The sequence below is a fragment of the Nonomuraea sp. NPDC049309 genome (genome assembly GCF_043196965.1).
Classification (GTDB): domain Bacteria; phylum Actinomycetota; class Actinomycetes; order Streptosporangiales; family Streptosporangiaceae; genus Nonomuraea; species Nonomuraea fastidiosa.
This window is the reverse complement of record NZ_JBICSH010000001.1, coordinates 2,695,828-2,719,146: the sequence shown is the minus strand read 5'-3', so window position 1 is coordinate 2,719,146 and position 23,319 is coordinate 2,695,828. Positions and strand designations below refer to the sequence as shown.

Here is a 23,319-nt window from a genome sequence, read left to right as displayed (position 1 = left end):
GCCGGGACGGAGGGACAGGCCGGCTCCGCGGCTCCGAGGCGGGGGCCGGCGGTGGTGGCGCTGGTCGCGGTGCTCGCGGGGGCCGCCGCGGGTGGCGCCGCAGGAGCGCTGGCGGGGGCGCGGCCGGCGGAGGAGGCCGCCGCCCCGGCGGCGCTGCCGCGGGTGGCGCCCGCGCCGTCCGCGCCCTTGACGGGGCTGAGCGCGACGGCGGCCCGCGTGCTGCCCAGCGTGGTCTCGATCGAGACGCGCACCGCGGGCGGCTCCGGCTTCGCGGTGGACGACCGCGGCCACATCCTCACCAACGCCCACGTGGTCGCGGGCAGCACCCAGGTGACGGTGGTGCTCAACGACGGCAGGCGGCTGACGGCCAGGGTGGTGGGCGCGGACGGCGACGAGGACCTGGCGGTCCTGGAGGTGGACCACCCGGGCGAGCTGACGTCGGCGACGCTGGGCCGCTCGTCCGGCCTGTCGGTGGGCGACCAGGTGCTGGCGATCGGCTCGCCGCTCGGCCTGTCGGGCACGGTGACGGCCGGCATCGTCAGCGCCCTCGACCGGGAGGTACGCCTCGGCGGCGCCCGCCGTACGGCGGTGCAGACCGACGCCTCCATCAACCCCGGCAACTCGGGCGGCCCCCTGGTGAACGCCCGGGGCGAGGTCGTCGGCGTGAACACGGCGATCGCGGCGGGCCGGGGCGGAGGCAACATCGGCATCGGGTTCGCCATCCCGATCGACAGGGCGGCGCCGATCGCTGAACGGCTCATCCGAAACTAGGAATCCGAAATTAGTGTGCGAAGTATGCGACTGCTGGTGGTTGAGGACGAAGAGGACCTGGTCGACGCGATGCGCGTCGGCCTGGTCCGGGCCGGGTACGCCGTGGACGTCGCCTACGATGCCCCGTCCGCCCACGAGAAGCTGCAGGTCAACAGCTATGACCTGGTGCTGCTCGACTTGAACCTGCCAGGCGGCGACGGGTTCGAGCTGTGCCGGTCGCTGCGCGCCGCGGGCAAGGGCGTGCGGATCATCATGGTGACCGCCCGCGACCGGCTGGACGACCGGGTACGGGGCCTCGACGAGGGCGCCGACGACTACCTGGTCAAGCCGTTCGCGTTCCCCGAGCTGCTGGCCAGGGTACGGGCGCTGCTGCGCAGGGACACCACGGGCGGCACGTCGGTGATCCAGGTGGGCGGCCTGCGGATCGACACGGCCCGGCTCGAGGTGACGCTGAACGGCCGGGCGCTGGCGCTCACGCCCAAGGAGTACGGCGTGCTGCACTACCTGATGACCCGGCCCGGGCACGTCGTCTCCACGGAGGAGCTGCTGGAACACGTCTGGGACGAGCACGCCGACCCGTTCACCAACACCGTCCGGGTCACGGTCGGCAACCTGCGGCGCAAGCTCCAGGAGGACGGCCTGATCGAGACCGTGATCAGCCGGGGCTACCGGCTCAAGGAGCCCGTGTCGTGATCCACACCATCCGCTTCCGCTTGACGGTGCTCTACTCGGGCCTGCTGTTCGTGCTGGCCGCGCTGGTGCTCGGCGGCATCTATTTCGCCGTGTCGAAGACGACGCAGGAGCGGCCGATCACGACGCGGTACGCCAAGGCCTACAGCGGCAACCAGTACCTCGGCAAGCGTGAAGTGGTGTTCGTGGAGGAGGTCGAGAACGCGGTCAACGTCGCGACGCTGGCGACGCTGCGCGAGTACTCGCTGCTCACCCTGGCCGGCCTGTACGTCGCCAGCCTCGGCATCGGCTGGGTGCTGTCCGGCCGGGTGCTGCGGCCGGTGCGCTCGATCACCCGTACGGCGGAGGAGATCCAGGCCACCGACCTGAAGCGGCGCATCAGGCTGCGCGGCCCGCGCGACGAGCTGAAGGACCTGGCCGACACCATCGACACGATGCTCGACCGGCTGGAGGCGGCGTTCAGCGCGCAACGGCAGCTCATCGACGACGCCTCGCACGAGCTGCGCAACCCGCTGACGATCATCAGGGCGAACGTGGACGCCGTGCTCGCCTCGCCCGACGCCAGCGAGGAGGAGCGGGCCAGGGCGGTGGCCATCGTGGACCGCGCGACCACCCGGATGACGACGCTGGTGGAGGACCTGCTGGCCACGGCCAGGCGGCAGGGCACGGCGTTCGCGGACACCGATCTCGACCTGGCGGCGGTGGCGGGGGAGGCGTGCGAGGAGTACGCCGCGCCCGCCGCGGCCCGCGAGGTGACGATCGTCCGCGAGCTGGGCGGGGGGCTCGACATGATCGGCGACGCCGACGCGCTGCGGCGTGCGGTGGCGAACCTGCTGTCGAACGCCGTCCGCTTCTCCCCGCGCGGCGGCACGGTCAGGGTGGGCGCGGGCCGCATGGGCGGCTGGTTGTGGGTGGCGGTCCGCGACGACGGCCCCGGGCTGCGGGAGGCGGATCAGGAGCGGGTGTTCGACCGGTTCTGGCGCGGCGAGTCCAGCCGCCGCGACCGGCACACGGGGCTGGGGCTGGCGATCGTCCGGCAGATCGTGGAGTCGCACGGAGGGCGCGTGGCGGTCTTCTCCCGGCTCGGCCAGGGCGCCACGTTCGTGCTCTGGCTGCCGCCCCGCGAGGGCGCCGGCGACGCGCCTCCGGGGACGAACCCGCTGGCGCGCTCCCTGGTGTGACACGGGGCAGGACCGGCGGCGCCAGACGGGACAGGACCGGCGCGGGACCCGACCTCAAGGGTCCCGCGCCGGTCTTTTCGCGGGTACGGACACGCCCGGGTCCGGGCCGGCCGGCGCGTTCCTGACATGCGAGGCAGGTCCATGCGCCTTTGTACGGGTGCGCTTCCAGAGCCGGTGTGACCTGTTTCTCATCCGCCACTCGCCTTTCCCAAGAATTGGTGTAAACCAATTGGTCTAATCCAATTCTCCGGCTATGACCCTTCAAATTGGATTAGACCTGTTCTACCGTGTTTACCAGCACAAACGATGACTTAACGGAGGTGTGCAGTTTCATCATCAATTTCACCGGTAGAGTCCGGTTCAGAGGCGTTCGATTGGAGCTGTGGTGGCCAAGTACGTTTACGATTTCACCGAGGGCAACAGGAATCTCAAAGATCTTCTCGGCGGTAAGGGCGCCAACCTCGCCGAAATGACGAACCTCGGGCTGCCCGTTCCCCCCGGATTCACGATCACCACCGACGCCTGCCGCCACTACCTGGCGGAAGGCTCCCTGCCCGACGGCCTGGAAGAGGAGGTCGCCGAGCATCTCGCCGCGCTGGAGTCCCGGATGGGCAGGAAGCTCGGCCAGCCCGACGACCCGCTGCTGGTGAGCGTACGTTCGGGGGCGAAGTTCTCCATGCCCGGGATGATGGAGACCGTACTCAACATCGGGCTCAACGACGAGTCGGTGCACGGCCTGGCCAAGCAGTCGGGCGGCAACGAGCGATTCGCCTGGGATTCCTACCGCAGGCTCATCCAGATGTTCGGCAAGACCGTGCTCGGCATCGACGGCGACCTGTTCGAGAACGCGCTCGACAGGCTGAAAGGCCGCCGCCAGGACACCGACCTCGACGCGGGCGAGCTGCAGCGGCTGGTGGAGACGTACAAGGGCATTGTGCGCGAGCAGACGGGAAAGGACTTCCCGTCCGATCCGCGCGAGCAGATGCGCCTGGCCGTCATGGCGGTCTTCGACTCATGGAACGCGCCGCGCGCCATTCTCTACCGCCGCCAGGAGCGCATCCCCGCCGACCTCGGCACCGCCGTCAACATCATGGCGATGGTCTTCGGCAACTACGGCGACGACTCCGGCACCGGCGTCGCCTTCACCCGCGACCCCGGCTCGGGCCGGCAGGGCGTCTACGGCGACTACCTGCAGAACGCCCAGGGCGAGGACGTGGTGGCCGGCATCCGCAACACCATCCCCCTGCAGGAACTCGAACGCATCGACCCGGACTCCTACCGCGAGCTCCTCGGCATCATGGAGACGCTGGAGAACCACTACCGGGACCTGTGCGACATCGAGTTCACCATCGAGCGCGGCAAGCTGTGGATGCTGCAGACGCGGGTGGGCAAGCGCACGGCCGCGGCCGCGTTCTGCATCGCCACGCAGCTCGTCGACCAGGGCCTGATCACGATGGACGAGGCCGTCACCCGCGTCACCGGCGACCAGCTCGCGCAGCTCATGTTCCCCCGCTTCGACGGCGGCGCGGAGAAGAAGCGGATCGCCAAGGGCATGAACGCCTCTCCCGGCGCCGCGGTCGGCAAGGCGGTCTTCTCGTCCGAGCGCGCCGTCGAGCTGGCCGGGCAGGGCGAGGACGTCATTCTGGTGCGCCGCGAGACCAACCCCGACGACCTGTCCGGCATGATCGCCGCCAAGGGCATCCTGACCAGCCGCGGCGGCAAGACCTCGCACGCCGCCGTGGTGGCCCGCGGCATGGGCAAGACGTGCGTGTGCGGGGCCGAGGAACTGGAGGTGCAGACCGCCGAGCGGCGCTTCACCGCCCCCGGCGGCGTGGTGGTCTCGGAAGGCGACGTCATCTCCATCGACGGCACCACCGGCGAGGTGTTCCTCGGTGAGGTGCCGGTCGTGCCGTCGGCCGTGGTCGAGTACTTCGAGGGCGTCGCGGAGCCCGCCGACGAGCTGGTGAAGGCGGTGGACCGCATCATGCGGCACGCCGACGCCGCCCGCAGGCTCCGGGTGCGCGCCAACGCCGACACCCCCGAGGACGCCGCCCGCGCCCGCCGCTTCGGCGCCCAGGGCATCGGGCTGTGCCGCACCGAGCACATGTTCCTCGGCGAGCGCAGGCAGCTCGTGGAGGACCTGGTGCTCGCCACCACCGACGAGGAGCGCCAGGCCGCGCTCGACGCGCTGGAACCGCTGCAGAAGGCCGACTTCATCGGCATCTTCCGCGCCATGGACGGCGCACCCGTGACCATCAGGCTCATCGACCCGCCGCTGCACGAGTTCCTGCCCGACCTGGTGGAGCTGTCGGTCAAGGCCGCCACCCAGGAGGCCACCGAGAAGGACCGCCGCCTGCTCAGCGCCGTCAAGCGCCTGCACGAGCAGAACCCGATGCTCGGCCTGCGCGGCGTCCGCCTCGGCCTGGTCATCCCCGGCCTGTTCGCGATGCAGGTCAGGGCCATCGCCCAGGCCGCCAAGGAGGTGCCGGGCGCGCGTCCCGAGATCATGATTCCGCTGGTGGCGACCGTCCAGGAGCTGGAGTCCGTACGGGAGGAGGCCGTCAAGATCCTCGCGGAGACCGGCGTGGACGCGCTCATCGGCACCATGATCGAAGTGCCGAGGGCGGCGCTCACCGCGGGCCAGATCGCCGAGTCCGCCGAGTTCTTCTCCTTCGGCACCAACGACCTGACCCAGATGACGTGGGGCTTCTCCCGCGACGACGTCGAGTCGTCGTTCTTCCACCGCTACCTCGACCTCGGCATCTTCGGGGTGTCGCCGTTCGAGAGCATCGACAGGGACGGCGTCGGGAGGCTCATCGAGATCGCCGTCGCCGAGGGCCGGGCCGCCCGGCCGGATCTGCACCTCGGCATCTGCGGTGAGCACGGCGGCGACCCCGCCTCGGTGCACTTCTGCCACGACGCGGGCCTCGACTACGTCTCCTGCTCGCCGTTCCGCATCCCGGTGGCGCGGCTGGAGGCGGGGCGCGCGGCGCTGTCCGGGAACGACTCCGACACCCGCTGAGCCCGCCGGCGTCGGCGCCCGGCTCCCTGGCGGGCGCCGACGCCCTCCCCTCCGGAACCCGATCCCCGTCCCCAGAGCCGCCCCGCACCCCCAGAAAGCCCGGCCCGGCAACCACCCCCTTGGGGCCGAGCGCAGCCTGACTGGGAACGCGCCCCCTTCTCAAGAACCCGGCCGATCGCCCGACCCCTTCAGCAGCCCGGCCCGGGCCTGCACTGCCCACTTCCCCCGAAGGCCTCAGCCCGGCCTGCGCCGCCGCTTCCCCGCAAGGTCAGCCCGGCTTGCGCCGCCTTTTCTCCCCGAAGAGCTCGGCCTGGCCGCGAGCGGTCGTTACAGCCGGGGGAGTGGCCGGGGTCCCCGATCGTCACCGAGGGGCCGACGGCGACCGTGTGGCGAGGCGTGCGGTCATCGCGATAGAGCCGGGGGAGCCGAGCGCGCGAGTCCCGCCCCCATGGAGGTCCGACAGACACGGCCGGTCCCGCGCCGAGGCGGTGGAGCAGGGCGGCGGGCATGCCGGTGCCGCGCCCGATCCAGAACAGGTCCCATCATGACAACCGAGTTGTCGTCGTCGCCCGCACGTGACAACCGAGGTGCCATCTCGGGAGTGCGAGCGGTGGTCGAGGCGACAGGTGGCGGCCGGGCGGGGCGGGCCGCCATCGACGCGGTGATCGCACGCGAACGCGCGGTGCTGAGCCGGGCAGGCGCCGACCTGACCGAGGCCGAGGCCGACGCCTGCCTGCGGGTGCTGTCGCGGCTGCTCAGGCTGCTCGACGACGTCGACGCGGACTGAGCGGGCCGCAGGGGGTCACGGCCGCGCGGGCTCGTCGTCCCAGGCGACGGGCGTCGTCGTGCCGGTCTCCCAGTCGCGGCGCAGGATCGCGTACGCGATGCAGTCGTGGACCGACCCGTCGGGCCCCGGCCAGGCCTCGCGGTAGTGGGCCTCCTTGACGTAGGCGCAGGCGCGGAAGACGGCCCGCATCGCCGCGTTGTCCCGGCGGGTCTGCCCCTCCACTCGCCGGATCTCGGGGAACTCGTTGAACAGGTACTCCGTCAGCCAGCGCACCGCCGCCTTGCCCAGCCCGCGCCCACGCCACTTGGAGCTGATCCGCAGATCGAACATGGGCGTGGGGTCGGTGAGGTCGGTCAGCCGGATCAGGCCGGCCCGCTCGCCGTCGGCGAGCTGCCAGAACGTCCGGTTGTCGGCGTCGTCGTAGACGCCGGACGCGACCCGCTGCCTGATCGCATCGGCGTTCTGCACCCCGGCGTGAAACGGCCAGGGGTCGGCCAGCAGGAACTCGACCAGCGCCTCGGTGTCCTCGGGAGCCAGCCTCTGGTAGTCGATCCGCACCCGGACATCGTCATGACCGGCCGCACGCGCGGTCAACCGAATAAATCCGGCCGGCCGCCCTCAGGACAGGAGGGCGGCCGCGCGGCATCGCCGGGGCCGGCTCGCGGTGGCCGTCCGGTCGATCGGGGCGGTGCCGCCCGCCTGCCACCTGCGCGGGTCTGCGTCCAGCCGGACGCGGTGCACCTCGGAGGCGGCGGTGCCGGAGTCGCTTTCGCCGCGAGTCCCCGCTGATGTCAGGTGTCGGCCGAGGGGACCACGAGCCGCATCGCCGCCCGGTCGTTCCCGCCGACGATCACCGCGCCCGGCCGCGCCTGCGACACCCACGTGTCGGGCATGACGGACGGCGCGAGCACCCGATCGTACGGCGCCCGCTCCGGGCACCCGCGCGCCGGGTCACCGACGATCAGGTGCGGGCGCACCCCGGCGGCCACGAGGTTCCGCCACGCCTCCTCGGCCACCGTCGCGTCTCCCTCGACCGACGTCACGCTGCCCGACTCGCCCGTCAGCCGGCACAGCAGCGCGGTGATCCAGCCGCTGCCCGTGCCCACCTCCAGGATCCGCTGGCCGGGCTGCGGATCGAGCAGCTCGAGCAGGTCGACGACACAGCTCGGGGCGAGCATCACGCAGCGATAGGAGCTCGGGCCCTGGGCGCTCGGCGTGGCGATCGGCCGTCCGGAGTAGACGGCGTCCCACCAGGCGGTCGGGTCGCCGTCGCGGTCGATCGGCCGCGCGCCGTCGTCTTCGAGGACCAGCCCGCGCGAGGGAACGAACCAGTGGCGCGGCACCTTGCGCAGCGCCTGCTCGATCGCGCCCGTCGCGCGCGGCCGGCGCTCGGCGATGGCCGCGAGCATCTCCTCCAGGCGCCAGGCGATGTGCGGAAGCATCGCCCGGGCCCCGCCGTCCTGCCTGCTCACATGGCCTCCTCCAGGCCGTCCGTATGCTAACGGTGACCGTAAGGCCACGCATCGCGACCTGGCAAGGGATCGGCGATTTTTCGGGGCGATCTCCGTCGAGGTCCGGTGTCGCACCGGATGCGGGGGGCCACCGGGGCCGTCATCGGGCCGCTGCCGGGGCCGGTGCGGTGAGGCGGCGCGGCGGGTCTGCGGGTCAGTGCAGGGCGGCCGGGCGGGGCTCCTCGATCGGCACGTAGTCGTGGCGCATGCCGTGATCGCCGAGCCACTGCCGCAGCCCCGGCACCGCCGCCGGGTTGGCCGCGACCTGGGCGGCGTACTCGGCCAGCGCCACCTCCTCGCCGTCGTCGTAGAGCAGCCGCGCGGGCCCCGACCACGACAGCGTCCACTTGGCCTGGCCGAGCTGGATCAGCACCGCCTCCAGCGCCTGGCCGAGCACGCCGGCGAGGAGCGTCGGCGACGGGTTCCAGCCCTGTTCGAGCAGCTTGGCCTCCAGCTCGGCCTGCCGCCCGCGGGCGATCGCCTCGAAGGCCGCGTCCAGGTAGGGCCGCGAGGCCCCCATCACCTGCTGGCCCGCGATCGCGAGGTCGTGCAGGGCCTCGGCGTTGCGCGCGGCGTACATGCCCTGCGCGACCAGCTCCTCCCACGGCACCGGGCGCAGCGTCGCCAGCGCCTCCTGGCTCCACATCGCCTGCTCGACGGCCTGCACCGCCACGTTGGGATCGACGAGCAGCGTCAGCGCCGAGCGCGGGTCCGGCACCTGCTGCGGCTCGGGCAGGTGCTCGATGGCCGCGAGGCGCTCGGCCAGGCTCGGGTGGGAGTCGTACGGCGAGACCTCCTCGGGCTGCTCGGCCAGCTTGGCGATCTGCGCCTGCCGCTCGGGGTCGCTCATCAGCGCGTGGAACCCGCCGAACACCGACGCCGGCCTGACGCCGCCCGCCCCGGTCAGGACGAGGTAGTTCTCGGCGTACAGCTGCCAGCCCGCCGCCGTCGCGTGGATCTTGCGCAGCGCGCCCGCCATGGCCTGCCGGCCGCCGATCGCCACCGCGAACCTGTCGGCCTCCAGCTCCTGCTTGCGCGAGACGGCCTGGGAGATGCGCAGGTAGAGCTTGGCGTACCAGGTGAACAGGCGCTGGACGAACGGGTGGTTCTGCAGCCCCTGGACGGTCGCGATCAGCGAGACCCTGCCGCGGTAGACCGGCGCGCCCAGCCGGGTGTGCGCGCCGCTGTAGTGGCCGAGCTCGTGGCCGAGCACCGCGCGCAGCTCGTCCACGGTGAGCGTCTGCAGCAGCGGCAGGCCGATGAACATCCGCCGCTTGGTCGCCTTCATGCCGAGGAACTTGGTGTCCTCTGAGACCGCCGCGTTGACCTCGGGGACCAGCCGGATCTCGTCCGGCGGGGCCGTACGGACGCGCTGGGCCAGCTCCTCGACCGTCTGCCACAGCACCGGCTCGTGCTCGCGGCCCACCGCCACGCCCGGCTGCTCGCCCCCCTGGCGGCGGCTGACCATCACCAGCGCGCGTACGAGAGCGCCCGCGGCCAGCGTCAGCACGAGCGCGAACTTGACCAGATTGGCGTGGAAGTCCGTGACGAGCAGCACGTCGAAGAAGACGGCTGCTGCCAGAATGAGGCCGACCAGCACGTAGAAGCCGGCGAGCAGGGTGAAGGCCAACACCGCTCGGAATGCTGTCGTCATGGGGGAGGGCTCCCAGGGAAGGGGTTCTCGCGAGGCTTGACACTAGCGGAGAGAGGAAACTGGAGAAAATCACCGCACACATGGCGTACTACAACGAGCACGACCAGGAGCGTTGGGTTCCCGAGCCACCCGGCAATCCCGAGCGTTCCGCCTTCGAACGGGACAGAGCTCGCGTGCTGCACAGCGCCGCCCTGCGCAGGCTGGCCGCCAAGACGCAGGTCGTCGGCCCCGGCGAGACGCTCGGCGGCGGACAGCACATTCCGCGCACCCGCCTCACCCACTCCCTCGAATGCGCCCAGGTGGGCCGCGAGATGGGCGCCACGCTCGGCGTCGATCCCGACCTGGTGGAGACCGCCTGCCTGGCGCACGACCTCGGGCACCCGCCGTTCGGGCACAACGGAGAGGTCGCGCTCAACGCGCTCGCCGCCTCATGCGGCGGCTTCGAGGGCAACGCGCAGAGCCTGCGCCTGCTCACCAGGCTGGAGGCCAAGGTGCTCACCGAGGACGGCCGCAGCGCCGGGCTCAACCTCACCCGCGCCGCGCTCGACGCCTCCATCAAATATCCCTGGACGTGCGACAAGTCCCCCAAGTTCGGCGTCTACCAGGACGACCTGCCGGTGTTCGAGTGGATCAGGCAGGGCGCGCCCGACGGCAAGGTGAGCTTCGAGGCGCAGATCATGGACTGGGCCGACGACGTCGCCTACTCCGTACACGACCTTGAGGACGCCCTGCACTCAGGCCACGTCACCCCCGAGGCGCTGCGGTCGCGGCAGGAGCGCGCCGACGTCTGCGCGACCACCCGCACCTGGTACGCGCCCGGCGCCGACCTCAACGAGCTGGAGGAGGTCTTCGCCAGGCTGATCGACGACCCGCTGTGGCCCAGCCGCTTCGACGCCACGCTCGCCGACCTGGCCGGGCTGAAGGCACTGACCAGCGGGCTCATCGGCCGCTTCTGCCGCTCCGCGCAGGCCGCCACCAAGGAGGTGCACGGCGCGCGGCACCGCGCCGACCTCGTCGTGCCGCGCGCCACCCGGCTGGAGTGCGCGCTGCTCAAGGGCGTGACCGCGCACTACGTGATGGCCACCGAGGACCACCACGCCACCCAGGCCAGGCAGCGCGACCTCATCACCGAGCTGGCCTCCCTGATCATGCTGGGGGCGCCGGACACGCTGGAGCCCGCGTTCCGGCCCGCGTTCATCGAGGCGCCGGACGACCCCGCACGCGTGCGCGTGGTGATCGACCAGATCGCCTCGCTCACCGACACCTCGGCCGTCGCCTGGCACCGCCGCCTCTCACGCTGACCGCACAGGCCGTCGCCCTCGCGCCGCCTGACCGCTCTGGCCGCCGCCTTCCACGCTCACCGCTCTGGCCGGTCGCCTCGCGCCGGCGCCTTTCGCGCTGACCGCGCGAGGCTCGGACGGCCGTCCGCCTCAAGAAGCGGCCGTCGGGTTGAGCGTGGCGATCTCCTCCTCGCGCGGCTTCTGCTTCTGGGGCTTGCGCGTCGGCTTCGGGGTGCTCGACGTCGTCTGCACCGGCGCCACCACCACCTTGCCGGTGCACTGCACGGTGCAGGCCGGGGTCTCGCCCAGCTTCTTGCGCAGCTTCAGCGTCTCCTCGCGGGGCGAGAGCGTGCGGTTGCCCTTACGCCAGGCGTCGAGGTAGTCCCACGGCTTGACCATGCCCCTGCGCACCCACCAGTAGGCGGGTCCGGTCTTCCACGAGATCGCGAAGTAGAGGTTGGGCCCGGTGTCGCGGGCGTTGCCCGACCTGCCCACCTTCCCCAGCACCTGGCCGCCCTTGACCTTCGTGCCGGGCTTGATCCCGTCGGCGACGGAGGAGAGGTGGCCGCCGAGGTAGCGCACGCCGTCGACCCCGATGATCGTGACGAACCTGCCTTCGCGTGCCGCACCCGCGTCCGTGGCGGGCGACCAGGTGTCGGTGAGGTTGACCTCGTCGACCACGCCGTCCACGGGCGCCACGAACGAGCAGCCCTCCTTGGCCCAGATCGTCGTCTTGGGCAGCACCAGCAGTTTGCGCTGGTAGCTGACCTTACAGCCCTTCACCGGGAAGGTGTAGGTGTACTTCGACAGCTTCGGCGGCGGCACCTTGACCGGGTCGTCGCCCTTGGGCCGCTCGGCGGCCTGGCGCTCCGGCGTGGGGGCGGGGCTCGCGGAGGGCGTCGGCTCAGTGGTCGGCTCAGTGGTCGGCTCAGCGGCCGGATCAGTGGTCGGATCAGCCGCCGTCCCGCCCGCGGGGCCCGACGCGGGAACGGTGGCGGGAGGCGTGGCCGAGCGGCCCACGCCGACTCCAGCGAGGCCCGTGGCCTGGGTGCAGGCACCGGTCAGCAGCACGGCGCCCGTGACGGCCGCCCAACGTCCGATAAGCCCCGATCGCATGTTCTCCACCCGTGTCACCGTTTCCACCGACAACCTTTACCTTTGTAGCCGACCGGGAGCCCCCGCATTGCCGCTTTCTCCCTTTCGCAGCCGCGTGGTGACCCTCCGCTACCTCCCCCTTTCCCGCGCCGTGAACACCCGAGACCTCTGATGCCGGTGACGCCCGCGCGGGGCGGAACCGTCGGTGGGGCGGAATAGACTTCCCGGCGTGGCTGGCCGGATCCGTGACGTCGACATCGCGCTCGTGCGCGAGCGCTCTCCCATCGCCGATGTGATCGGCGAGCACATCCAGTTGCGCAACGCCGGGGGCGGCAACCTCAAGGGCTTGTGCCCGTTCCACGACGAGAAGACGCCGTCGTTCAACGTCACGCCCGAGCGGGGCATGTTCTTCTGCTTCGGCTGCGGCGAGGGCGGCGACGTGATCACGTTCGTCGAGAAGATCGAGCACCTGTCGTTCACGGAGGCCGTCGAGCGGCTGGCCCAGCGGGCCGGCATCCAGCTCCAGTACGAGCAGGGCGGCTACGTCCCCAGGCGCGACCACGGCGAGCGCGCCCGTCTCATCGAGGCCCACCGCATCGCCGCCGAGTTCTACGCCGAGAAGCTGATGAGCCCCGAGGCGGCTCCCGGGCGGCGCTTCCTGTCCGAGCGCGGCTTCGAGCGGGCCGACGCCGAGAAGTTCGGTGTCGGGTACGCGCCGGCCGAGTGGGAGGCGCTGAGCCGCCACCTGCTGGGCCGCGGGTTCACCGTCGACGAGCTGGTGAAGGGCGGCCTGGCCAGGGAGGGCAGGCGCGGGCCCATCGACCGGTTCAGGGGCCGGCTGATCTGGCCGATCCGGGACGCCACGGGCGATGTGATCGGTTTCGGTGCACGTAAGTTGCTCGATTCCGACGATGGCCCGAAATATCTCAATACGCCTGACTCGCCGCTTTACAAGAAGAGCCAGGTCCTTTATGGAATCGATCTTGCAAAGCGCGAGATCTCCAAGCGCGCGCAGGCCGTGATCGTCGAGGGCTACACCGATGTGATGGCCTGCCATCTCGCCGGCGTGCCCACCGCCGTGGCCACGTGCGGCACCTCGTTCGGCGAAGAGCACATCAAGGTTCTGCGGCGTTTCCTGCTCGACCAGGCCGAGTTCCGCGGTGAGGTGATCTTCACTTTCGACGGCGACGAGGCGGGCCAAAAGGCGGCGCTGCGGGCGTTCGCCGACGAGCAGAAATTCGTCACGCAGACGTACGTCGCGGTGCAAAGCGACGGGCTCGACCCGTGCGACCTGCGCGTCAAGCAGGGCGACGCCGCCGTGCGCGACCTCATCGCGAGCCGCGAGCCGCTCTTTCAGTTCGCGATCAGGAGCACGATCTCCCGCTACGACCTGCGCAGCAACGAAGGCAAGATCGCCGCACTCGACGCCGCCGCGCCCATCGTGGCCGGCATCAAGGACGCCGGGCTGCGCAAGCGCTACGCCATCGACCTCGACCGCTGGCTCGGGTTCATGGACGAGCGCTTCGTCATGCAGCGCATCTCCGGGGCCTCCGGCGCCCAGCACGGCCGCCGCAGGCGCGCGCCCCAGGCGGCGCCCGTCGACCCGAGCGTGCGGGTCGAAGGCGAGCTGCTCAAGCTCGCCGTGCAGCGGCCCGCGCTGCTCGGGCCGCGCTTCGACGCGCTGGAGGCCGACGCGTTCACCACGCCCGAGCACGCGGCGCTCCACCGCGTCATCATGGCCGCGGGCGGCGTCGTCTCGGCCGGCCACGGCGGGCGCGAGTGGGTCGACCGGCTCATGGAGCACGCCCACGAGGAGGGCACCCGGACGCTCGTCACCCGGTTCGCCGTCGAGCCCATCCACGCCGACGCCCACGCCGAGGAGCGCTACGCGAGCGACATCCTGGCCGCCGCCGAGGCCATGCCCGTCGACCGCGCCATCGCTCAGGTCAAGTCCCGCATCCAGCGGCTCAACCCGGTCGAGGAGCAGCAGGAGTACAACAAGCTGTTCGGCGAACTGGTCGCGCTGGAGCAGCGCCGCCGCGTCCTCCGCGACCGCCTCGCCGGCGGCTGACCGCCCCGGCCGCCCACGTCCCCCCGGTCTCCGGCGCCGGCTGCTCGCGGCCTGTGCGGCCGTCCTGCGGTCAGATGAGGGGCCCGCTCACCGGCCGTCCTGGGCGGATGAGGGGTCGGCTCCACGGCCGCCCTGTGTGAGATGAGGGGTCGGCTTGTCGGCCCTCCTGTGTCAGAGCGTCCTATGGGCGGATGAGGGGTCGGCTTGTCGGCCGTCCTGTGTGAGATGAGGGGTCGGCTCGTCGGCCCTCATGTGTCAGATGAGGGGCCTGCTCGACGCCGTCCTGTGGGCGGGTAGGGCTGGCTCGCGGGCCGGGCGACGGGCGGGCGCAGGCGGGCATCTCGCCGCGCTGTGCGGTGGTGTCGCGGCCGGCTGGGCCGGCCCTGCCCGCGCTGCGCGGGGTGGCCGGTGGCGCGGTGCGGCCGATGGAGCGCGCACGGCCGCACCCCGTTCCGGTCGGGTGCGGCCGGGTGCGATCGCAGTGAGGGCTCCCCAGGCTGCTGAGCCGTCCCGCGCACGGATTCGGGGTGATTGAACGGTGTTCTGAGCCGTCGCTCAGGTAACAGTTTCGCAGCGGGCCAGACCGTGAAACCGGGTGGTCGACCAGGGAACTTGGCGCGGTCCAATGCCGGACAAAGCGGGCGCGCAACGGGAAGAAGGCAGCGAAAGAGATGCGTCCGGCCAGACGTCGTCGCCGGGCGCGTGATTCCCAGACCGCGTAATTGACTTTACTTTCCTGATCAAACTCGGGCCAAACCTTATTGCGATCTCAATCCGGCAAAGACGATCGCCTTACCTTCGGTGACAAAAATGGGTCTGCCATTTGATGGAACCAATACTGCAGACTGTCCTTCGTGGGTGCATCGGTGCTGCCAAGTGGACCGCCATCCGTAGATCAGGTGGCGGACCTCGTCGCGAAGGGAAGGGAGCGCGGGAGCGTAACCGTCGATGACGTCGCAGCCGCGCTTGACCGATCCGAGCTGCCGTCCGACGCGCTGGAACGCGTCGTGCGCATGCTCGCCGAGAACGGCGTGGAGGTCCTCGAGCCACAGGGCGACGAGGAATCCACCCGCGCCGATGAGGAGGACGTAGGCAAGCGGGCGCCGACCAGCGATCTCGTCCGTATCTACCTGCGGGAGATCGGCCGGGTGCCCCTGCTGACCGCTGAGGAGGAGGTGGAGCTCGCCAAGTCGATCGAAGCCGGCCTGTTCGCCGAGGACAAGCTGGCGAACGGGGTCTCGCCTCTGGCCTTCCCTGAGTTCAGGGAGCTGGTCTGGCAGGGCACGCGGGCCAAACAGCGGCTGATCGAGGCCAACCTCAGGCTCGTGGTGTCCATCGCCAAGCGGTACGTGGGCCGCGGGATGCTGTTCCTGGACCTGATCCAGGAGGGCAACCTCGGTCTGATCCGGGCGGTCGAGAAGTTCGACTACACCAAGGGCTACAAGTTCTCCACGTACGCCACATGGTGGATCCGTCAGGCGATCACCCGGGCCATCGCGGACCAGGCGCGGACCATCCGCATCCCCGTCCACATGGTGGAGACCATCAACAAGCTGGTCAGAGTGCAACGCCAGCTGCACCAGGATCTCGGTCGCGAGCCGGTGCCCGAGGAGATCGCCAAGGAGATGGACCTCCCGGTCGATCGGGTGGTCGAGATCCAGCGCATCGCCCAGGAGCCCGTGTCGCTGCAGTCGCCGATCGGCGAGGAGGACTCCGACCTCGGTGACTTCATCGAGGACGCCGACGCGGTCGTGCCGATGGAGGCCGCGGCCTTCATCATGCTGCAGGACCAGCTCGACGACATCCTCGCCACGCTCTCCGACCGGGAGCAGCGCATCATCCAGCTCCGCTTCGGCCTGGCCGACGGGCATCCGCGCACCCTGGAGGAGGTGGGCAGGGAGTTCGGCGTCACGCGGGAGCGCATCCGCCAGATCGAGTCGAAGACGCTGGCCAAGCTGCGCCACCCGACGCGCGCGCAGATGCTGCGGGACTACCTGGACTGAGCAGGTGTGACGGGGGACGGCCACGGCCGTCCCCTTTCCGCTGCCCGCGACCGGTCGCCGTCGTGGCGGGCTTGCGAGGATCGCGAGCGCCGCGGTGCGGGAGGGCGGTTCGGGAGAACCGCGACCGGGCCGCCGTCAGGGACGGCCCGTGGAGACCGCGGTCGCCGCCGTCACGAGCAGCCCTCGAACTGCGGTACGGCGACGGTGTCCAGCGGCAGCGACCCTTCGAACCACTTCTTCAGCAGCTTCGCCGCCGTCCCGTCCTGGTACATCAGGGTGATCGCCCGGTTGACCTCCTCGCAGCCGGCCACGTCGCCCTTCGGCAGCCCCACGCCGGTGCGCTGCTCGTTGAACTGGGCGTTGTTCAGCCTCAGCCCCGAGCCGTCCTGCTTGGCCAGCCCGGCGAGGATCACGTCGTTGGTGGTGACGGCGTCCACCTGGCCGTTCTTGAGCGCCGCCAGGCACTGCTCGTAGTCGCGCACCGGCACCACCTGCGCCCTGACCCCGCGCTCTTTCACCACCCGTTCGGCCGCGTTCGCGCCCTGCACCTCGCAGATCCTGCGCCCCTCCAGCTCGCGCACGTCGCCGATCCGCTCGCCCGGCCTGGTCAGGATGTCCTGGTACGAGATGTGGTACGGCCCCGCGAACAGCACCCGCTGCTTGCGGTTCTGGTCGATCGTGTACGTGGCCAGCACCATGTCGGCCCGCCCGTCGGCGAGCACCGTCTCCCGGTCGGCGGCCAGCACGCCGCGGAAGGTGAACTCCTTCCCGAGGTACCGGGCGATGTAGGCGGCCACGTCCACGTCGAAGCCCTCGAACCTCCCCTTCGAGCGCTCGTACCCGACCGACGGCAGGTCGGAGCGCACCCCGATGACCAGCCGGTCCTTGTCGAGGATCGACTCCCGCCCGTCGGCCGCGCAGCCCGAGACCGCCACCGAGGCCAGGAGCAGCGCCATCGCCAGCACTCGCTTCATCGGTACTCCTTGAGTCGTGGCCACACCCCGGCGATCACCAGCAGCCCGATCGCGCCGATGGCGTAGGGGAGCAGCCGCCAGAGGTCGCCGAGCGCGCCCTCGCCCTGCGCGGTGGCCCGCGCGAGCGCCTGCTGGTGCGTGCGTGCCAGCGCCTGCAGCGATTCGTCGTAGGCCGTGAACGCGTTCGTGACGGGCCCGATCCTGGCGGCGACGGCCTCGTTCGTCCGCTTCTCATCGACCAGCGCGCGGAACGTGCCGTCCTCGGTCTGGAACGCCTGGTACGCGCGGAAGGCCGCATCCCCCTGGGAGCCCACCAGTTCGGGTCCCAGCATGCCGAGGAAATCCTTGGAGCCCGCGGTCACCCGGCCGTGGTACTCGTCCAGGTTGCCGACGTCGTAGAAGACGAGCGACAGCGACTTGTCGAAGTAGGTGTGCTTGTAGGTATCGGCGCGCTCCTCGTCCAGCAGGGCGCGGCTCTGGTCGCCCTGCATGCTGTTGCTGATCGCGCGCGCCTTGGCCAGCGTCAGCACCGAGTCGAACCCGGTCGACTTGGCGGTGCGCAGCGCCTGCTCCTCCTGTCCCAGCACGTGCACGCCGAAGCCGAGCGCCACGACCGTCATCACGGTCGCCACCACCAGGGCGGGCCCGAACACGCGGCGGAAGCGGCGCGCCAGGAACACCTGCAGCCAGATCAGGCAGCCCAGCGCGACCAGCCCGGCCACCACCACGGCGGCCCGCCACAGCGGCACCATGAACGCCTTCTCGTCGTAGGTGGCGCGGACGATCGTGCCGTTCTCCAGCGTCAGGTTGTACGCCTGCGGCAGCAGCACCTGCCGCATGAGGTCGGTGGCCTGGCGATAGGTCTGCACCACGTCCTGGGGCGGCGGTCCCGCCGGGTGCCCTTCCTTCTCGTCGAGCTTCAGCGCCTGCCCGGCGAGCATGTCGTAGCGGCCGAGAGCGTTGAGTATGGACTCCACGGTGGTGCGCTCGGCCTCGTCGTCGAGCGACAGCTCGTACGCCTTCAGCAGCGCCGCGCCCGCCTCGTCCCGCCGCTTCTCGTAGTCCTTCACCGCCTTCTGCCGCTGCTGCGGGTAGTCCTTGCCCATCACCAGCGCGTCCGCGACCCGCGCGTCCATGTCGCTGAGCGCCTGGTAGAGCCCGGCGGTGGCGACGACCTGCGGGCCGGCGTCGCGCCCGATGACCCGAAGGCCCTCGCGGGCGCTGGAGCTGCCGGCGGCGAGCGCGGCGAACAGCAGGGCCAGCGACACGACGGTGACGCCGGTGATGAGGCGGATGCCGCCGGGGACGCTGCGCCGCCGCACGGGCGCAGAAGCGGCCGGGGAGACAGGCGGGGGAGCGGCGGGGGAAGCGGCGGGCGCCGGGGTGACGCCGCCCGCCGGGGTCTGCACCATCGTCATGGCGTGCCCTCCCTGAGGGTGATCACCGTCCAGGCGCCCAGGTGGATGCGGTCGCCGGGGCCGACTCTCGCCGGCACGTTGGTCTGCAGCGTGCGCCCGTTGACCTGGGTGCCGTTGGCGGAGCCCGGGTCCACCAGCAGCCACCCGCCGTCGGGCTGGGCGAGCAGCACCGCGTGCAGGTGCGAGACGCCGGGGTCCTCGGGCGGCCCGGTCAGGTCGATCTCGGGCGTGATGTTCCTGGCCCTGCTGCGCCGCCCGATGCGCACCTGCTCGCCCAGCAGCGGGAAGGAGCGCTCGGGACAGTACGGCGGGAACTGCATCGCGGCGGCGTCCGGCCCGCCCTCGGCGATGACCTTGTCGAAGTACGCCCGGTCGGCGGCGGCGACCGCCTCCCAGCGCACCCCGGTCACGCGGACGGGTGCGGGCGTGGCGCCGGTGAAGTCGTGGCCGCACACCTCGCAGAACTGCCCGGCCCTGGGCGTCTGGCAGATCGGGCAGCTCTCCGCCGGCTGCGCCTGCGCCTCAGGCTGAGGAGCCTGGGCGTGGGGCTGGGGCCGGGACACTGGGCGGGCCGGCGGGGGCATCTGGATGCCGCAGACGTCGCAGTAGTCGTCGGCCCCCGACGCGTGTCCCAGCGGGCAGGTCGCCATCAGCTTCCTTCCTTCCGCAGCCGGCTGGTGCGCACCGACCCGGTGTCCAGCTCGATCTCGTCGGCCTTGTCCACGTGGCGCCGCAGCCGTGCGGTGCCTGTGGCCGGATCGACCTCCACCACCTTCTCCAGCAGCCGCGCGGTGTCCTCGCGGCCGGACTCCTCGGCCAGCCGGTGCGCCTTGGCCAGGCGCGCGGTGGCGGTGTCGGCGTCGCCCATCGCGCGGGCGGTCAACCCCTCCTGGATCAGGTCGTGCAGCTCGGCCTGGCCGGTGTAGTGGGCGACCTTGCGGTTGATCCGGGTGGATGCCGCCAGGTCGTCGGTCCACTGCGCCAGCACATTGCCGCTGGCCAGGACCTCCTGGGTGTCGGGGCGTACGAGCTTGACCCAGCCCGCCCTGATCTCCTGGCCGATCCGGCCCTGCGGCACCTCGACGCAGATGTGGTACTCGCGCTCCTCCTGGCCCCACGAGCCGGTCGGATAGTCGCCGGTCAGCGGGTTGACGTCGGTGCGCTTGCCGGTCAGGTCGAGCAGGGTGGGCGAGACCTGTTTGACGAACTTCAGCCGCGCCGCCTGCGGCGTCCACACCCGCAGCGACAGCTCGGCCACGGTCTTGCTCATCGACGCCTGGGTCAGTCTGCGGAAGTACTCCGGCAGGTCGCCTTGGTTGCGGACGAAGTCGAACGTGCCCAGCATCGCCTCGGCCACCTTGCGCAGCTCGGCCGGCACCCAGTCGTCGCCGACGCCCAGGCTGTCCACCACGAACTGGCCGCTCCAGGCGGCCAGCACCTTGGCGAAGGTGTCCTCGCCCTCGTTGTTCTGCCCGTCGGTCATCAGCAGCGCGTGCCTGATCGCCGAGGGGTGCGCGGTCAGCAGGTGGCCCGCCATCGTGATCCACGCGCCGATCGCGGTGCCGCCGTGGGCGGTCAGCTTGGAGATGGCGCGTTCGGCCTCGGCCCTGGTCGCCGGGTTCGCCACGGCCAGGCCGTCGCGATTGGCGGGATAGACGACCCTGGCCCGGTTCGTTCCCGAGATCACCGCGAAGTGCACGCCGTCGCGCAGCGTCTGCACCGCCGTCGTCGCCGCCATCCTGGCCTCGCGGATCTTGCTGCCGCTCATCGAGCCCGACGTGTCCACGATGATCACCTCGGCCGCCTCCGTCGAGGCCGCCTGGACGGTCGCCGCCCCCGTCGCGCTGACGGTCAGGATCGCGTGCACCTCGCGGCCATCGAGAGGGAGGTACTTGTTCTGGTCGATGGTCAGCGTGAAGGCAGGCTGGTCACTCATGAGCCTCTCCTAGGGGGATCACGACGATGGTCACGTTGTCCTGGCCGCCGGAGCCGAGCGCGTGGCGCAGCATCGCGCGCGCCATCTCGGCCGGGGTGCCGGACGCGGGGAAGGCGTAGCCCTCCAGGTAGCGCCACAGGCCGTCGCTGCACACCAGCAGCAGGCCCGGCCTGGGCGGGGTGAGGGTGCGGACGTGCGGCGCCGCGCCGTCCGCGTCGGCGCCGAGCCAGGCGGTGATCTCGCCGGTCGCCACCACGTCGTCCTCGGTCAGCAGCTCGCCGCCGGGCAGCAGGTACGCCCGCGTGTCGCCGGCCCACGCGAGGCGCACGCGCCCGCCGGGCTCGACCACGGCCGAGACGTACGTGCAGGCGGGCGCGTCGTCCAGCGAGGTCGCGAGCTTGGCCACCGCCCGCCCGGCCAGCGCGAACGCCTCCTCATCCGGCAGGCCCCTGGCGAGCGCCGCCGCCGCGGTCTCGACGGCCGCCGCGGACGCCTCGTCGGCGCGGGGCGAGCTGCCCACGCCGTCGCACACCACGGCCACCACCGCGCCGTCCGACTCCAGCAGCGCCACCGCGTCCTCGTTGCGGGCCCGCCGCAGCCCTCTGTCGGTCACAGCGGCGGCGCCGCCCGGCAGGACCACCTCGGCGTGGTCGCGGCCGGTCGGCTGGCGCAGCCCGCATCGCTCGCAGTAGCCGTCGGCGTCCACCGCCGCCGCCCCGCACGAGGCGCAGACGGGCGAGTCCAGCGGGTGCCCGCACGCCTCGCAGTAGGAGTCGCCGGGCAGGACGGACATGCCGCAGACCGGGCACGCCGGCCCGTTGCCGCCCATCACCACCACGTCCTGGGCCGCACCGCGTTGGCGAGGTCGATGAACGCATGCCGCTGCTGCCGCGAGTCGGCGTGCGCGGCGAGCCTGCGGTAGATCGACTCGAGCCGCCGGCGCAGCCCCTCCTCGGTGAACGGCGCGTCGGCCAGCGTCAGGTCCTTCGGCGGCGCCGGCGGGCCCGTCTCCAGCCAGTCCAGCGCCCCGCTCAGCAGCTCGGCGGTGAGCAGGTCGCGCTGCCGCTGGTCGATGCCCTTCAGCCCGGCCACCCGCTCGACGGCGGACACCAGGTCGGACGGCGTGAGCCCGGTCAGGTCCGGCCGCCGTACGACCGAGGCCGCCAGCGCCACCTGCGCCGCCACCCGGTAGACCGACGTCGGCGGCACCTGGTCGAGCACGTCCATCCGGCCCGATCTGGCCAGCCCGAACGCCGCGCCGACGTAGGCGCGGTCGGTGCGCCAGACGACGTCGTACCAGCCGGCCGCGGGCCTGCCCGCGCACTCCAGCGCGAAGGCCAGCGCCAGCTTCGGCGCGAGCTCGCCGGGCAGCGCCGACAGGCACGTGTCGAAGCACGCCACCGCCATGTCCGCCTGGCCGCCGGCCAGCGCGAACACTCCGCGATACCAGGTGACCCGCCAGTCGCCCGGCAGCTCGCGGTCGAGGTCGTCCAGCGCGGCCGGCGCCTCGGGGGAGGCGTCCTCGGCCAGCAGCCTGGCCCGCATGAGCTGCGTCTCCGGCGTCTGCGCCATCCCGGCGAGCTGGGCGAGCAGTTCAGGGCCCTCGCTGCCGAGCAGGCCGGCCAGCGCGCCCGCCGCGGGATCGCCCGGGTCCGTCAGCGGCACCGGCAGCGCCGCCGCGGCCGCCCGCGGGTCGAGCGGCCCGAACACCCGCTCGCGCGACTCCGACAGCGCCGTCCCCACGGCCGTGCGCTCCGGGCCGAACAGGGAGGACATCGCCGGGTACGGCACGCCGTCCTCGAGCGCGCAGACCTCCCGCAGCACGCCGACGAGCTGCTCCTCCATCTCCCACGCGCTGTCGAACCTGTCGGCGGGATCCGGCGCGGTCGCCCGCCGCAGCAGCCGGGTGAACGACGGGTGCCCGCAGTCGTCGGGCAGCGGATTCGGCACGCCGCCCGACGTCGGGCTCCAGCCGGGCACCGCGAGCACCGCCAGCGTCCGCCCCACCGTGTACAGGTCGGAGGCCACCGACGACGGCCGCGTCTCCAGCTCGGGGGCGTGGTAGCCGGGCGTCACCCACGACGAGCCCACCGGTGAGCCGAACGGCTGCGCCGCGCCCATGTCGATGAGCTTGAGCCCCTTGCCGACCCTGATGACGTTCGCCGGCTTGAGGTCGCAGTAGACCAGGCCCTGCTCGTGCAGGTAGGCGAAGGCGTGCAGGATCTCGCGCCCGTACATGAGGACTTCGCGCAGCGGCAGCGGGCCCTGGCGGCGCAGCTCGTGCAGGGACTGGCCGCCGACGTACTCCATGACGATGTAGCTGTGGCCGCCGGCGCGGACGAAGTTGTAGATCTTGACGATGTTGGGGTGATCGACCGTGGTGAGGAACCTGCGCTCGGCCTCCGCGATCTGCAGCGCCTCGGGGTCCATGGTGTTGAGCAGGCCCTTGAGCACCACCCAGCGGCCGTCGAGGTTCTCGTCCGAGGCCAGGTAGATCCAGCCGAGCCCGCCGTGCGCCAGGCAGCCGAGCACGCGGTACTGGCCGCCCACCAGGTCGCCCTTGGCCAGCTTCGGTGTGAACGAGAACTGGGTGCCGCAGTGCCTGCAGAACCCGTCGGTCAGCCCGGGACGCCCGTCGCGGGAGCGGCCGACCGGCTTGCCGCAGGACGGGTTCGCGCAGAACCGCTTCTCCTCCGGCACCTGCGGGTCGGACATCACCGCCGTCGCCGGGTCGCGGTAGGGCACCGACGGCAGGTCCGCGATCGTGGCCAGCACCCCGGCCCGAGACCTGCCGCTGCTCGCCGGCGAGCTGACCGACCTGCTCACCGGCCGGGTCCGCATCGGGTCGGGCACGGGGCCGCTGGACGACGCACCCTGCGACGGGCCCTGCGATGGACTCTGCGATGGACTCTGCGACGGGCCCTGC

The 23,319-nt window shown here is 71.8% G+C and carries 18 protein-coding genes; 8 read left to right on the top strand and 10 right to left on the bottom strand.

All coding sequences use genetic code 11. The annotated features are described in order from the left end of the window. Nucleotides 1-51: 51 nt before the first annotated feature. The 5 genes from ACGFIM_RS12015 (at nucleotide 52) to ACGFIM_RS11995 (ending at nucleotide 6,451) form a co-directional block, all read left to right on the top strand. Nucleotides 52-771: a S1C family serine protease gene (locus ACGFIM_RS12015; RefSeq protein ID WP_393198648.1), complete on the top strand. Its 720-nt coding sequence runs from the start codon at nucleotides 52-54 to the stop codon at nucleotides 769-771. Nucleotides 772-795: 24 nt separating this feature from the next. Further along, nucleotides 796-1,464: a response regulator transcription factor gene (locus ACGFIM_RS12010; RefSeq protein WP_393198645.1), complete on the top strand. Its 669-nt coding sequence runs from the start codon at nucleotides 796-798 to the stop codon at nucleotides 1,462-1,464. After that, nucleotides 1,461-2,642, top strand: coding sequence for an ATP-binding protein (locus ACGFIM_RS12005; protein WP_393198642.1), 1,182 nt, complete (start codon nucleotides 1,461-1,463; stop codon nucleotides 2,640-2,642). The genes ACGFIM_RS12010 and ACGFIM_RS12005 overlap by 4 nt, the downstream gene beginning before the upstream one ends. Nucleotides 2,643-3,027: 385 nt before the next feature. Further along, nucleotides 3,028-5,664, top strand: coding sequence for a pyruvate, phosphate dikinase (gene ppdK, locus ACGFIM_RS12000; RefSeq protein ID WP_393198639.1), 2,637 nt, complete (start codon nucleotides 3,028-3,030; stop codon nucleotides 5,662-5,664). A gap of 544 nt (nucleotides 5,665-6,208) precedes the next feature. Next, a complete protein-coding gene (locus ACGFIM_RS11995) occupies nucleotides 6,209-6,451 on the top strand; it encodes a hypothetical protein (protein ID WP_393198636.1) in 243 nt (80 codons plus the stop codon). A gap of 15 nt (nucleotides 6,452-6,466) precedes the next feature. Here the strand turns inward: ACGFIM_RS11995 and ACGFIM_RS11990 are convergent, their stop codons facing one another. The 3 genes from ACGFIM_RS11990 to ACGFIM_RS11980 all read right to left on the bottom strand — a co-directional run bounded on the left by ACGFIM_RS11990 (nucleotide 6,467) and on the right by ACGFIM_RS11980 (nucleotide 9,616). Further along, on the bottom strand, nucleotides 6,467-7,009 hold the full coding sequence (locus ACGFIM_RS11990; RefSeq protein ID WP_393198633.1) for a GNAT family N-acetyltransferase: 543 nt from the start codon (nucleotides 7,007-7,009) through the stop codon (nucleotides 6,467-6,469). A gap of 233 nt (nucleotides 7,010-7,242) precedes the next feature. Then, entirely contained in the window at nucleotides 7,243-7,923 is a 681-nt protein-coding gene (locus tag ACGFIM_RS11985; RefSeq protein ID WP_393198630.1) for a protein-L-isoaspartate O-methyltransferase, read from the bottom strand. Nucleotides 7,924-8,116: 193 nt separating this feature from the next. Continuing rightward, complete coding sequence (locus ACGFIM_RS11980; RefSeq protein WP_393198627.1) at nucleotides 8,117-9,616, bottom strand: M48 family metallopeptidase; 1,500 nt, start codon at nucleotides 9,614-9,616, stop codon at nucleotides 8,117-8,119. Nucleotides 9,617-9,696: 80 nt separating this feature from the next. Between ACGFIM_RS11980 and ACGFIM_RS11975 the strand changes: the two genes are divergently transcribed. Further along, nucleotides 9,697-10,917: a deoxyguanosinetriphosphate triphosphohydrolase gene (locus ACGFIM_RS11975; protein ID WP_393198624.1), complete on the top strand. Its 1,221-nt coding sequence runs from the start codon at nucleotides 9,697-9,699 to the stop codon at nucleotides 10,915-10,917. Between the two features lie 129 nt (nucleotides 10,918-11,046). Here the strand turns inward: ACGFIM_RS11975 and ACGFIM_RS11970 are convergent, their stop codons facing one another. After that, a complete protein-coding gene (locus tag ACGFIM_RS11970; protein WP_393198621.1) occupies nucleotides 11,047-12,012 on the bottom strand; it encodes a M23 family metallopeptidase in 966 nt (321 codons plus the stop codon). Between the two features lie 208 nt (nucleotides 12,013-12,220). Between ACGFIM_RS11970 and dnaG the strand changes: the two genes are divergently transcribed. Both dnaG and rpoD read left to right on the top strand, forming a co-directional pair. Then, nucleotides 12,221-14,062 (top strand): DNA primase, encoded by a 1,842-nt coding sequence (gene dnaG / locus ACGFIM_RS11965; RefSeq protein ID WP_393198618.1) that lies wholly within the window; start codon nucleotides 12,221-12,223, stop codon nucleotides 14,060-14,062. A gap of 899 nt (nucleotides 14,063-14,961) precedes the next feature. Further along, nucleotides 14,962-16,065, top strand: a complete 1,104-nt coding sequence (gene rpoD, locus ACGFIM_RS11960) for an RNA polymerase sigma factor RpoD (protein WP_378787175.1) — start codon at nucleotides 14,962-14,964, stop codon at nucleotides 16,063-16,065. 170 nt (nucleotides 16,066-16,235) lie between these two features. Here the strand turns inward: rpoD and ACGFIM_RS11955 are convergent, their stop codons facing one another. Genes ACGFIM_RS11955 through ACGFIM_RS11930 form a run of 6 tightly spaced genes read right to left on the bottom strand, consistent with a single transcriptional unit; the run spans nucleotide 16,236 to nucleotide 23,219 of the window. After that, complete coding sequence (locus tag ACGFIM_RS11955; protein WP_393198615.1) at nucleotides 16,236-17,039, bottom strand: transporter substrate-binding domain-containing protein; 804 nt, start codon at nucleotides 17,037-17,039, stop codon at nucleotides 16,236-16,238. Then, the gene (locus ACGFIM_RS11950) at nucleotides 17,036-18,457 is read right to left on the bottom strand and encodes a hypothetical protein (protein WP_393198612.1); all 1,422 of its coding nucleotides are present in this window, start codon (nucleotides 18,455-18,457) and stop codon (nucleotides 17,036-17,038) included. The genes ACGFIM_RS11955 and ACGFIM_RS11950 overlap by 4 nt, the downstream gene beginning before the upstream one ends. After that, entirely contained in the window at nucleotides 18,454-19,107 is a 654-nt protein-coding gene (locus ACGFIM_RS11945) for an FHA domain-containing protein (RefSeq protein WP_393198609.1), read from the bottom strand. The genes ACGFIM_RS11950 and ACGFIM_RS11945 overlap by 4 nt, the downstream gene beginning before the upstream one ends. Continuing rightward, a complete protein-coding gene (locus ACGFIM_RS11940) occupies nucleotides 19,107-20,393 on the bottom strand; it encodes a VWA domain-containing protein (RefSeq protein ID WP_393198606.1) in 1,287 nt (428 codons plus the stop codon). Before ACGFIM_RS11940 ends, ACGFIM_RS11945 begins: the two co-directional genes overlap by 1 nt. Then, nucleotides 20,386-21,222: a PP2C family serine/threonine-protein phosphatase gene (locus ACGFIM_RS11935; RefSeq protein WP_393198603.1), complete on the bottom strand. Its 837-nt coding sequence runs from the start codon at nucleotides 21,220-21,222 to the stop codon at nucleotides 20,386-20,388. The genes ACGFIM_RS11940 and ACGFIM_RS11935 overlap by 8 nt, the downstream gene beginning before the upstream one ends. Beyond that, nucleotides 21,222-23,219, bottom strand: a complete 1,998-nt coding sequence (locus ACGFIM_RS11930; protein WP_393198600.1) for a tetratricopeptide repeat protein — start codon at nucleotides 23,217-23,219, stop codon at nucleotides 21,222-21,224. The genes ACGFIM_RS11935 and ACGFIM_RS11930 overlap by 1 nt, the downstream gene beginning before the upstream one ends. Nucleotides 23,220-23,319: the final 100 nt, after the last annotated feature.

Excerpts from the sequence above, each read along its gene's own strand:
- ACGFIM_RS11935 (WP_393198603.1), bottom strand. The coding sequence starts at position 21,222 with ATGGGCGGCAACGGGCCGGCGTGCCCGGTCTGCGGCATGTCCGTCCTG.
- ACGFIM_RS11955 (WP_393198615.1), bottom strand. The coding sequence starts at position 17,039 with ATGAAGCGAGTGCTGGCGATGGCGCTGCTCCTGGCCTCGGTGGCGGTC.
- ACGFIM_RS11945 (WP_393198609.1), bottom strand. The coding sequence starts at position 19,107 with ATGGCGACCTGCCCGCTGGGACACGCGTCGGGGGCCGACGACTACTGC.
- ACGFIM_RS11980 (WP_393198627.1), bottom strand. The coding sequence starts at position 9,616 with ATGACGACAGCATTCCGAGCGGTGTTGGCCTTCACCCTGCTCGCCGGC.
- ACGFIM_RS11975 (WP_393198624.1), top strand. The coding sequence starts at position 9,697 with ATGGCGTACTACAACGAGCACGACCAGGAGCGTTGGGTTCCCGAGCCA.
- ACGFIM_RS12010 (WP_393198645.1), top strand. The coding sequence starts at position 796 with ATGCGACTGCTGGTGGTTGAGGACGAAGAGGACCTGGTCGACGCGATG.
- ACGFIM_RS11970 (WP_393198621.1), bottom strand. The coding sequence starts at position 12,012 with ATGCGATCGGGGCTTATCGGACGTTGGGCGGCCGTCACGGGCGCCGTG.
- ACGFIM_RS11940 (WP_393198606.1), bottom strand. The coding sequence starts at position 20,393 with ATGAGTGACCAGCCTGCCTTCACGCTGACCATCGACCAGAACAAGTAC.
- ACGFIM_RS11950 (WP_393198612.1), bottom strand. The coding sequence starts at position 18,457 with ATGACGATGGTGCAGACCCCGGCGGGCGGCGTCACCCCGGCGCCCGCC.
- ACGFIM_RS11995 (WP_393198636.1), top strand. The coding sequence starts at position 6,209 with ATGACAACCGAGTTGTCGTCGTCGCCCGCACGTGACAACCGAGGTGCC.